The sequence below is a fragment of the Sporosarcina koreensis genome (genome assembly GCF_001531445.1).
In the GTDB taxonomy this organism is placed as follows: domain Bacteria; phylum Bacillota; class Bacilli; order Bacillales_A; family Planococcaceae; genus Sporosarcina; species Sporosarcina koreensis_C.
This window is the reverse complement of the sequence record NZ_LQYA01000025.1, coordinates 1-12,078: the sequence shown is the minus strand read 5'-3', so window position 1 is coordinate 12,078 and position 12,078 is coordinate 1. Positions and strand designations below refer to the sequence as shown.

The 12,078-nt window shown below is 45.9% G+C and carries 8 protein-coding genes; 6 read left to right on the top strand and 2 right to left on the bottom strand.

Features of this window, described 5'->3' with window-relative positions:
* The first annotated feature begins 121 nt into the window (after nucleotides 1–121).
* Nucleotides 122–1,267 carry a M20/M25/M40 family metallo-hydrolase gene (locus AWV70_RS05405; protein WP_060204990.1) on the top strand — a complete coding sequence of 382 codons (1,146 nt, stop codon included), beginning with the start codon at nucleotides 122–124 and terminating at the stop codon, nucleotides 1,265–1,267.
* 395 nt (nucleotides 1,268–1,662) lie between these two features.
* Complete coding sequence (locus AWV70_RS05400) at nucleotides 1,663–3,189, top strand: Na+/H+ antiporter NhaC family protein (RefSeq protein WP_060204988.1); 1,527 nt, start codon at nucleotides 1,663–1,665, stop codon at nucleotides 3,187–3,189.
* Nucleotides 3,190–3,375: 186 nt separating this feature from the next.
* On the opposite strand, the gene AWV70_RS05395 is transcribed toward AWV70_RS05400, so the two are convergent.
* Together AWV70_RS05395 and AWV70_RS05390 are read right to left on the bottom strand one after the other, a co-directional pair.
* Nucleotides 3,376–3,921 carry a DoxX family protein gene (locus tag AWV70_RS05395; RefSeq protein WP_060204986.1) on the bottom strand — a complete coding sequence of 182 codons (546 nt, stop codon included), beginning with the start codon at nucleotides 3,919–3,921 and terminating at the stop codon, nucleotides 3,376–3,378.
* 237 nt (nucleotides 3,922–4,158) lie between these two features.
* Nucleotides 4,159–5,898, bottom strand: coding sequence for an ABC transporter ATP-binding protein (locus AWV70_RS05390; RefSeq protein ID WP_060204984.1), 1,740 nt, complete (start codon nucleotides 5,896–5,898; stop codon nucleotides 4,159–4,161).
* A 115-nt stretch (nucleotides 5,899–6,013) separates the two neighbouring features.
* Here AWV70_RS05390 and AWV70_RS05385 point away from each other — a divergent pair, with 115 nt between their 5' ends.
* The 4 genes from AWV70_RS05385 to AWV70_RS05370 form a co-directional block, all read left to right on the top strand.
* Entirely contained in the window at nucleotides 6,014–7,426 is a 1,413-nt protein-coding gene (locus AWV70_RS05385; protein WP_060204982.1) for an ABC transporter permease, read from the top strand.
* Between the two features lie 13 nt (nucleotides 7,427–7,439).
* Complete coding sequence (locus AWV70_RS05380; RefSeq protein ID WP_060204980.1) at nucleotides 7,440–8,936, top strand: ABC transporter permease; 1,497 nt, start codon at nucleotides 7,440–7,442, stop codon at nucleotides 8,934–8,936.
* A 57-nt stretch (nucleotides 8,937–8,993) separates the two neighbouring features.
* On the top strand, nucleotides 8,994–10,808 hold the full coding sequence (locus AWV70_RS05375; RefSeq protein ID WP_060204979.1) for an ABC transporter substrate-binding protein: 1,815 nt from the start codon (nucleotides 8,994–8,996) through the stop codon (nucleotides 10,806–10,808).
* A 275-nt stretch (nucleotides 10,809–11,083) separates the two neighbouring features.
* A partial coding sequence (locus AWV70_RS05370) for a hypothetical protein (protein WP_153009905.1) occupies nucleotides 11,084–12,078 on the top strand: 995 nt, incomplete at its 3' end.

The window sequence follows — 12,078 nt, the reverse complement described above, 5'->3', positions numbered from 1 at the left end:
TCCAACTGCGTTTTTAATCATCCCAATTGTCGGCGCTTTTTTAGTCGATGCACTGTATATCCCGATCATTCTTGGATTTATTAATTTCTTCAGCTGATAGTTATGGAAAGGAAATGATTGTATGAATAAAGAAATTGTTATTAATGAAAAGCGTCTGTTGGAAAGTTTTCTGGAATTGGCTAAAATCAACGGTCCGAGTGGAAGCGAGAAGCCGGTCGCTGATTTCATTGTTCCGATTCTCGAGGAACTTGGTTTTTCTATACAATTCGATAACGCGCATAAGAACTTTGGTGGTGACTGCGGAAATCTCGTAGCTTATTGGGAAGGGACGGACCCGACGACAACGCCTTTGTTTTTCTCGACGCATTTAGATACGGTACTCCCTACGGAAGGGCTGCAGCCGATCATTCGGAATGGTGTCATTTATACGGACGGAACGACGATTTTAGGAGCAGATGACAGAGCTGCACTGGCTGCCTATTTGGAAGGAATTCGTGTTATACAGGAATCGGGAATGGCTTGCGGACCGATTGAACTAGTCTTGACCGTGAATGAACAGCCTGGCTTGGTGGGTGCAACTTATCTTGATTATTCCAAGGTGAAGAGTAAAGATGGCTATATTTTCGATAGCAGTGGCGATATCGGCCAAATAATTCAGCGAGGACCGTTTAGCAGCCGGTTTTATTGTGAAGTAAAAGGCAAGCAATCGCATATCGGACTTAATCCCGAAGAAGGCATCAATGCATTCCAGATTGCCGCAAAAGCGATATTGGATTTGAAATTAGGCCAACTGGATCCAGATACGCTTGTCAATATCGGAACGATCCATGGCGGGGAGATGTCATCCATCATACCTGGTGAAGTTGAATTGGTAGGGGAAATCCGTTGTTTCCATAAAGATGGCCTAGATCAACAGATTCAAGTTATCAAGGACGTTATGGCAAACGCTGCGGAAAGTTACGGCGGGGAAGCGATCGTCCGAATTGAGAAGAAGTATTTGGGCTTCCATTCCCCATCCGACTCTGTACTTGTCCAAAATGCAATTAATGCCGCTGAAAACATTCACGTGGAACATTACGTAACAAGAACATTGGGCGGTGCGGATACAAATGTCCTTAATGAAAATGGCCTAAATTGCATTACACTAGGAAACGGCTTCAGAAACATTCACACCGTTCACGAACATATTTCAGTGGAAAACCTAAATAATGGTGCAAGATATGTAATTGGATTGGTGGATGAATGGTATAAAGCGCATAGATGTTGAGAGGCTTTGAAGCGGTGCCTGTGCAGAAAATAATTCAGATTATACACTACAATTGTATAATATAGTAACAGAAGGTAATCAGGTCAATATTTGATTGGCTTTCATGTGTATTTATATACAGGTCGTGGAATTGTCATAGATGTATCATGCACAGTCGCCGGCACAATTTAGTCTATTAACTACAATTGTATATAAGAAAAAGATAAGTCAATGACAGCGACACGTCATTGACTTTTTTATGCGTTTTTATCCAAATCCGTGAATTGTCATAAATGCACCATGCACAGGCACCGACACAATACACCGGACAATAGCTAAAATTTATGTTGCATATTAAAAACTTTATATGTATAATTATGCAATCGTATTATTATATATCGAAAGGATTTGGGTCTATGGAACATATGGGGTTGTTATCGTTAATTCCTCCGCTCATTGCGGTTATTCTAGCGATTGTTACGAAGAATGTTATTATATCATTATTTTCCGGTGTTTTCGTTGGTGTGGTTCTGCTTGTCGGCGGTAATCCGCTAACAGCCACGACAGGTGTGATTGGCGATTATTTATTTCCACAGCTGACGGATAGTTATAATGCAGCTGTGCTTGTCCTTTTGTTTTTCATCGGGGGCTTTGTCGCCCTTATGGAAAAGTCGGGCGGTGGAGCGGCGCTTGCTGCTGCTTCGGTAAAATATATAAAAACGCGGGCGAATGCACAAATATCAGCTTGGTTCGGGGGGATCCTCATTTTCTTCTCTGATCTGGGCACGCCGCTCATTGTCGGTCCCGTTTTTGAAAAGATTTTCGATAAAGTGAAATTATCCCGAGAGAAGCTCGCGTGGATTATCGATTCCACTGCTTCACCGGTAGCCGTTCTTGTGCCGTTCATCGGATGGGGCGTTTATATTATGGGGTTGATCCGTGCGGAGTTCGATAAGTTGGGCATCGCCGACTCCGAATTCAGTACGCTCATCCAAGTGATACCATTCCAATTTTATGCGATTCTGACGGTGCTTCTCGTGCCTTTGATTGCCTTTACGAAGCTTGACTTTGGACCGATGGCGAAAGCCGAAAATCGTGTACGCCAGACGGGCCAGCTTTATTGGCCTGAGTCGAAGCCGTTGAGGAAGGCGGAGGAAATGAAGGAGTATACAACTGGCAGCCGCACAATACTTATTTGGCTACCGCTTCTTGTTTTATTCGTTACATTGTTTGGTCTGCTCATCTCAAAAGGGTTCCCGGTCACGCCGGTTCCAGGCGGCGATTTTCGCGTCGCGCTTAGTACGGCATATCTGTTTGCGGCCATTACAATTGTCATCCTTATGATTATCTATAAAGTAAAGAAATTCAATGAGATTTTCGATATTTATACTTCCGGTATGCAGAAGATGGTGTACGTGGCGGTGACGCTTGTTCTTGCATGGTCACTTGGAAAGGTGATCGGGGAAATGGGGACGGCTGCATTCATCGTCGAAGTGACGAAAGGGAACGTGCCGGCATTCATCATTCCAGCCATACTATTTGTTGTCGGTGCCGTTATGTCCTTGGCGTCCGGTACATCTTGGGGAACGTTCGCCATTATGTTACCGATTGCGATTCCGATGGCGGTTTCACTTGATGCCCATCTTTTCGTATGCATCGGGGCGGTATTATCCGGAGGGATTTTCGGAGACCATTGTTCGCCGATTTCGGACACGACCATCCTTTCATCGACAGGGGCGGGGGCGGATCATCTCGATCACGTCAAAACACAATTTCCCTATGCAGCGTTGAACGCATCTGTCGCGTTCGTCGGCTTTGTTGTAGCAGGATTTACGGGAAGTGCATATACACTTATCTTGGCGATTGTACTTCTACTCGCAGTAACTTTTGTTTTATCTAGGAGGAAAACAGTAAAAGCCGGAGTGGAAGTGAACGCTTCGTAGCTGGTTTCTGAGGTGCCTGTGCAACAATCAATTCGGATTATGCACTGAAATTGCATAAAAGAAAAGAGGAATCCAATGATAAGAAGATATCATTGGATTCCTTTTGTGTTTTCAGCCGCAATATTGGATTTTTATAAATGCGTCTTGCACAGGCGCCGACACAATTCAGTTTATTTCCTGGGAAGTTTATATGGATTTTTTCCGAGTCCAAGGTGTTCCCAACTTCGGAAGCGCCCAACGATCGAGACCGTACCAACCAGCTACTTTCCATGCAAGCACTAGCCATGTTGCCAAGATGAACAGCAACGGATTTGTGCTTAATGTCCCTGCAAATAAGAAACTGACATTCATTAAGGCTCCGAAGAAGGCGGCGATTCCAGTGAGTAGTCCAAAAATGAGGCCAAGGCCGACCAAGAGTTCACCGTACGCAACGACAAAGCCGAATAGTTTTGCGTTGGGCAATACGGTGTTTTCTAAGAAAGAAGCATACCATCCGGAAACATCTCCACCGTCCTGCGCTTTCGCCAATGCTCCATTAATGAAACCTTGAATCGCAGTTCCGGCATGTTCGCCTGTCCAGGCATCGCTCTTTATTTTTCCCCATCCTGCCTTTAACCATGCAAAACCAACATACAAACGAATGATCAACCATATGAGTCCTGAGCGTGAGTCGCTAAATAAAAACCGTGATACTGGATTTTCTGGTACAACAACAGCTTTATTATTATTCATTTGAACAGTCTCCTTTTGTTTTATCGTATCGCAGGGGAGACTTTTTATCTACTACATATCTACTATGTTCATAATAATGTCATTTTTATCCGGTGGCTGTGCGAAAAACAATTCAGTTTATTCATATCGATTGAATAATGTTCAATTGGAAAGTCAGCCATGTAAATAGTTGGCTGACTTTTGTTTACGTTTTTGTGCTTTTAATTGAATTGTCATAAATGCATCTTGCACAGGCACCTAGATAATTTGGGCTACCCAGTGACCAGTGGTTACTTCTACTAGTTGTGCGTTTTGTAGGTTGTAGCGGTCGCTTGTTGTGGCTTCTTCCGGGTTGTGTCGCTTTTTGCTTGCTTCGATGCGCGGGTTGGGGATTGGGATGGCGGAGAGCAAGGATTTTGTGTATGGGTGCAATGGGTTGCTGTACAATTCCTCGCTTTCTGCCAGTTCGACGATTTTGCCGGCGTACATAACGGCGACTCGGTCGCTGATATGTTTCACCATCGATAGGTCATGGGCGATGAATAGATAGGTAAGACCGAGCCGGTGTTGCAGATCCTCAAGCAGCTCGACAATTTGCGTTTGGATGGAGACGTCGAGTGCGGATAATGGTTCGTCGCAGACAATGAAGTCGGGTTCTACTGCCAAGGCGCGGGCGATGCCGATGCGCTGACGCTGGCCACCTGAGAATTCGTGTGGATACCGCGTGGCGTGCTCCGGTTCGAGGCCGACCATTACGAGGAGCTCCTCCACTCTTTTTTTCCGTTGTGCCTTTGATTTGCTCAACTTATGGATATCGAGTGCCTGCCCGATAATGTCAAGTACCTTGAAGCGCGGATTCAAGGATGAGTAGGGATCTTGGAAAATCATTTGCATATGGCGCCGCATCGTTTTCATCTCTTGCGGGGAGAAGCGGTTAATGGCCATTCCTTGGTAAAGGATGTCTCCTCCGGTCGGTTCATCGAGCCGCAGGATGGCGCGGCCTGTCGACGATTTGCCTGATCCTGATTCGCCTACGAGTCCCAATGTTTCTCCTGGTCGGATATGAAAGCTGATATCATCGACCGCTTTCGTTAACTCGCCTTTTCCGCTGTCGAAATACTGTCGTAAGGATTCCACTTGGACAAGTGGAATCGATGTATCCACACCCGCTTTACTATGTGGAGGGCGTTTCGGCTTCTTCTTTTCATCGAGGCGGGGCAATGCGTTCAGCAGTTTCTTTGTATAAGGATGTTGTGGGTTTTCGAATATGTCGATCGTCGTCCCGGTTTCCACGATTTCCCCATCTTTCATGACGGCGACACGGTCGCACATCCTCGCTACAACACCGAAATCATGAGTGATCAGAATAATGGACGTGTCAAATCGTTGTTGCATGCTCTTCATTACATCCAAAATTTGCGCTTGTATTGTCACGTCCAGTGCTGTCGTCGGTTCATCCGCAATGAGGAGGGAAGGTCTGCACGCGAGCGCGATGGCAATCATCACACGTTGGCGCATGCCGCCTGAGAATTCATGTGGATATTGGTTATAGCGCGTTTCACTGTTTTTTATTCCAACGAGTGTAAGCAGCTCGATCGCTTCCTTTTTTGCTTCCCCCTTTGATAAACCTCTGTGTTTCACTAGGCTTTCTGTAAGTTGTTTCCCTACCCGTATAGTTGGATTTAAAGAAGTCATTGGATCTTGGAAGATCATTCCGATTTCTTTCCCTCGGATGCTTTCCATTTCCTTTTCTGTCTTTAAAGAGAGGTCCTCTCCTTGGAATTCGATGATGCCTTGCTTCATATAGGATGGAGGGGATGGAAGCAGGCGCATGATGGAGCGCGCAGTGACGCTTTTTCCACTGCCGGATTCCCCTACAATGCCTAGTGTTTCCCCTTTCTTCACTTCGAAGCTCACCCCGCGTACCGCATTGAAATCTCTTTCTCTCCGTGCGAATGAAACATGTAAATCCGTTACACGCAACACTGTATCCGACATGTAGAACCCCCTATCGGCATCAAAATGAAAATTCTAAATTGACACCAACTTGATGTTTGAATATAGTATAGTATACCGATAGGAATTATACAATATAGAAAGAAGGTGATATCGAATGAAAGTTAGCGTATTCGCCATTCTCAAAAGAACGTTTGAAGAGGCGCATGGAAAGTCCATGTATCGGTTTTTGCTCTATATGACGGGGGTGCCTCTCCATCTACTTGTTTATCTCTTTTATTTATTGAAGAGAAAAGATGATACATACGAAGCAACGATGGCAGATGTCGAGCAGGAGCTGGCACATGAAGGTCGCAGGGTGATTTATTTTGAAGCATTTGAGGAACAATTGTTGTGTAAAGCGGCATTCTTCCAGGAGAAGCTAAGCAACGAAGAGATTCATAGACAGGCGGAAAAGTTGGTGGATGAACGGTTTAAAGAAGAAGTTATGCTACGGACCGAAGGAAGGCATGGAGTGCGAAAAGTGACTTATTACACTTACTTCTTATCTCTCCTTGAACGACCAATGTTTCTCATCGCTTCGCTCGTGCCGGGCGTCTTCATGTATGTATTGCTGCTGTTGATCAGCAATCCGTTTTTGAAATATATTATGGAACGGCTCGTCCAAAGCGTGTTCGTCATTATCGGTGTAGGGATTCTCGTTTTTTCCATTCTCTATATTTCGCCATTCGATCCGGCCTCCAATATCCTCGGCGAATCGGCAACGCAGGAGCAAATTGCCGCATTCAACCAAATCCATGGGCTGGATTTGCCCTATTTACAGCAACTATGGAATGCATTGAAAGGGATTGCGACGTTCGATCTCGGTTCTTCGTTTGCCGGAAGCGAGGATGTAGCGTCAAGCATTGCGAATAAATTCCCGATTACGTTTACGATTGCGATGTTCTCCGTACTTATGGCAATCGTCATCGCCATCCCGGTCGGCATTTTTTCTGCGACTCGCCCGAACTCGTTTTTGGATACTACATTCATGTTCATCGCGCTGATCGGCTTGTCGATTCCGAACTTTTGGCAAGGCCTCATCTTCATCTTGAATTTCTCGATCAAGCTCAATTGGCTGCCTGCCACTTATAGCCCGGGAAATGCTTTGTCGATGATCATGCCGGTTATTGTGCTGGGAACTGGTCTCACTGCATCGATTGCGAGGATGATGCGATCGTCATTACTCGAAATCATTCACGAGGATTACATTATTACCGCAAGAGCGAAAGGGCTGACGAAGAGCCAAATGTTGTGGAAGCATGCGGTCGGGAATGCGATGATTCCGGTTATTACCGTCATCGGACTGATGTTTGGTGGGATGCTCGGCGGCGCAGCAGTAACGGAGAAAGTGTTCAATATTAAAGGGATCGGCAGTTATATCGTCGATAAGCAGTTCATTCCGGACATTCCTGCCATTATGGGGGGCGTCGTCTATATCGCGATTACGATTTCGCTCGTTAATTTGTTGATCGATATTTTGTATGCATTCCTTGACCCTCGTATCCGTTCGAAGATGAAACAATCGTAAAGCAGGTGAAAATATGGAAGAGAAGTTGCACAATCGACACGCATTGGTTTTATCGAAGGAATACCCGCAAGCGAATTTCACATGGATCATTTCGCTGATCATTTCGGTGATTTTTCTCGTGAACAGTTTCTCGTTTACAACCGGGGAAATGAATTCGTTAGTGTTCGCTATGTTTATTGCCTATTTGGCTACGACTTTCTTGCAGCTTTTCATTACGCGGAGGATGAAGAGGGATCTGCTTGACACTGGCGCGATTCAAAAAAAGACTCGCCGCCTTGGGTATGTGCAGTTATTGAGTTTGGTGTCGGGCAATGTTTTTGCCGCTGCGGCAGCATTCAATCTCATCAATGAGCGAAAGACGCCGGAATACACTTTTGCCGTGTATATGTTTTTGACGCAACTATTTGTCATCGCAATTTCAGCAATGAATATGTTTAAACCGTATGTAACCGACACATTTCTTGTATCGATGGCCGTTTTGCTAGTTATCACGGTTTTCCATGCAGCCGTTTTGATTGCCGTGGCGAAGTTGGTGAGGGAGACGGATGCTCCGCGGTCGATGGCGATGATCGCTGTCTTTGTTCTCCTCACCGCGGTGACGGGCAATCTTTTCGCTCTTTTATTAGGATGGAGCTTGTTGTTGAAATCAATTAGTAACGACCATTCGCGTATTTTAAAGTGGCATGTGATGTGGGAGAAGATTACGCGGAATTCGATGGCTGTGTTCGGGCTGTTTTTCATTATTCTCATGCTGGCAATTTCAGTGACTAGCCGTTTTACATTCGATTATGATTTTGCGGTTGAAAATGATTACGGCAATATTTTACAGACGCCGAGCTTGGCTTACCCGTTCGGCACGGATAATTTTGGGCGTGACGTGTTTTCAAGAATTGTGTTCGGTGCAAGGATTTCACTGCTCGTCGGCTTTGCGTCGACGGCCATTCCCGTTGTCGTTGGCGGATTCCTTGGCGGGATAGCGGGCTATTATAGCATCCGGACGGATAATGTGATCATGCGGCTGCTTGATGTGCTGTATGCGATTCCAGGGATTTTGCTTGCAATTGCAATCATTGCTGCATTCGGTGCGAATACGACGAACTTGATTATTGCGCTCAGTGTCGGGTCGATTCCGACGTATGCCCGGACGATGCGGGCGAACGTATTGATGGTGTCGAATTACGATTTCGTCGATTCTGCCCGCGCTCTTGGCACATCGGATTTGTCGATCATCTTCAAACAGGTCGTGCCGAATTCTTTGGCGCCGATGATAGTCAAATCGACGTTGACGATTGGAGGGGCAGTGATTGCGACGAGCAGTTTGAGCTATTTAGGACTCGGCGTGGAGCCGCATATTCCGGAATGGGGCAATATTTTGCGGGTCGGAAGCACGTATTTGGAATCTCATTCGTATTTGGCGGTTTTTCCAGGGCTCGCGATTATCTTACTCGTACTCTCCTTCAACTTTTTGGGAGATGGGCTGAGGGATGCGCTTGATCCACGTCTTGATTGATAGAATTGGCGGTTTGTCATTGGCGGTTGAATAAATACATGTGGAAGAGGAGATTTGATGATGGGGAAAAAATTGTTGACCATTATGCTTGCGCTTATCGTTGTGTTGGCAGGCTGTGTGCAAACGAAATCGGAAGTGTCCGGTGAGAAGGATGGCGGAGATACAAAAGGCGGGGGCAACGGAAAAGTGACGATTGAGTTGCTTGGAACGAGTGCTGGTGAGGATGATATGAACATTGTCCGGGACCAGCTGATTAAAAATGGCTTTGACGTGAAATTGAATATCCAGCCGGATTACGGCAGCTTCAAGGCACAACGGGATGCGGGGAATTTTGACATTGCTTTGTCGAGCTGGACGACTGTGACTGGGAACCCGGATTATGCGGTTCGTTCATTGTTCAAATCGGATGGTGACAACAGCAATATTGACGATTCGGAAGTGGATGCGTTGATTGATCGAGCGAGTACGGAAACGCCTGAACAATTTATAGAGACGTATAAGCAGCTTGAACAGCGGATCGTTGGAGAGAAAGCGTATATTGCGCCGCTTTATATTTCATTCAAAGCGCAAGGGGTCAATAAAAATGTGTTGAACCCGGATACAGTCCGTCTTGCGAAATCGCGGGCAATTGCATGGGAGACAATCGATTTCAATGATGCATCGAAGCGTGATACGGATGCATTGATCACCCAGCAGGCGATTGGTTCGTTGACGTCCCTTGACCCGATTAAAGGGAATGATGGCTCAATCAATACGTTGAACACGAATATGTATGTACGTCTCGTCAACTTGACGGATGATGACCACGTCGTTTCGGATGGATCGCTTTCGTACAATTATGCGATTGGAGAAGGCAACGAGGATTATTATTTCGTTCTCCGCGATGATATTAATTTTGCGGCAGTGGCGGATGGCAAAGCGGTTGACACCGGGGAGCGTGTTGGTGCGGATGATGTCGTATTTTCATTGAACCGCGCGAAAGATAGGGATGCGGTGCCGGATCATCGAACATATAGTTTACATGAAAGCATGAAGGATGTTGAAATTGTGACGGATCTTGCTGAGCTGGAAGATGCTAAGTTATCTGGCGGTGCAGGTTCGGTTCTTGAGGCGCTTGAGCAAGGGCTTGAAGCTGACATCACGGAGATTGTTGTGGATAAAACAGCTGCGGATAGCAGTGCAGGGAAATATCAAGTCGTGAAAGTGACGACAAACGAACCGTTCCCGCAAGTGCTGAACTATTTGGCGCACCAATCAGCAGGAATTGTGTCGAAAAAGCAAGTGGAGAGTATCAATACGTACGACGTGGCGGCGTTTGATGTGAATAAAGACATTCCGTACGGCGATCAGCGCACTGTGACGGAAGGCGCTAGCTATGACAACCATCTGTATGCGAGCGGTCCATACATCCTTGTGAAAAAGAACGACTACCAAGCCGACTTCGTGAAAAATCCGGCGTACCGTGTTGGCAGTGAATTCGAACCTAAAATTTCAAACGTGATCGTCCGTTTTATTGAGGATGCAGACAGTTCACTATCTGCATTGCGCAACGGTGAAATTCACCTCTTCAACGGAGTGCCGGAAACAAAATATGAGCTCGTTGAGAATGATGATAAGTTAGTGTTGCAAAAGAATGATAGCAATGCCGTCACTTATTTGCTATTCAATGCAGCTGACCGCGCAGTCGCGAAAAGCGAAAACTTGAGAAAAGCCGTACTCTACTCCCTCAACCAAGACGAGTTCTTGAATTATTACCAAGGGAATAAGAAAAAAGCCTACTCAACCGTAAGCCCGTTAGTCGACACCGGCAACGAGCTAATAGCAGACCCAACGAAAGTGGAAGAATCCTTAGCAGATTACCAGGCAGAATAAAAAAGTTCCCAAGCTGGTGCCTGTGCAGCGAACAATTCAGATTATGAACTACAATTGCATATGAGAAAAGAAGAAGCCAATGATATCAAGATGTCATTGGCTTTCTTTCGCATTTTTATTTACGGTGATGAATTGTCATAAATGCACCATGCACAGGCAGCGACGAAGCGGAGGGGGAGAGGTAGCACAAATTGTTTAGCTCTTTGTTAGCCGGGTATTTGAGAGGAGATGGGGTTTTTTGAATTTGGTGGGTGTATCCGAAGGAGGTGACTTATGTGAGAAGGGTCTTTCTCTATAGTAGTCTCGTTTTCTGTTTGTTCATTTTCCCGGTTGCTGCTGTCGCTCATGCTCAAGAGGACGGAGGGAACGGAAAAGGCCTTTTGTCCGGAGTGTTGAAGAAGGTGGAATCGACGGTGACAGAGACGACTGAATCGGTTGGGGGTGTTGTCGGTTCTGCTGTAGAGGGTGCGGATCAAACGGTGCAGGATGTCGTGTCATTTACAAAGGATACAGTTGAAACGCTTATTGACCCTGCTACAGAACGGCCGGTATCGGAGATTGTTAATCATACGGTTGATTTTGTTGAGGGAACGGTCGATAATGTCGCACCGGTTGTTGAAAATCCGGTGGAGACGGTTCAAACTACGACTTCGGCAGTGACTGAGATTGTCGAGGAATTGCCAGAGGTGCCTGTTATAATGCCGATACTGGATGAGGTGAGCAAGGTCGTCAATGAAACAACTCAAACGGTGAGTGATTCTATTGAAAGTGCCGAAGTTGAAGAGGTGGTTGAATCAGCTGAAAAGACCACCGAGATTCCAATACTTCCGCAAGAGAATGAAAAGCCAGTTGTTCCACAAGAGAATGATAAGGCGGCACTTCCGCATGAAGATGATATGCCCCCTGCTATTGAACAGGTTGTCGAAGTGAGTGGACAACCGATTTTTGATTCCCATAAATACAATAAAGAAACACACGATCATGAAATGGTTTCTACGACTGATATCTCGGAAGTCTTGGAGCCTACCAACCCAATAGTAGACGAAGAAACGATATTTATAGGAAACGAAGTTCCTCAAGTAGCTGTTGCCAGTCCTATGAAACAAGTTGCTGAAGTTGCAAAGTCCAAGGCAGAAACGTCAGCTGAACAGGAAATACCGACGCTGCCTATCCATTCAAATACGCGGTGGGAAGGGATTCCAATCGCGATAACGACGAGTACGACTTCTGTCACTTCTCCTATTTTACCTCACGCAGGAAATGCAGATGT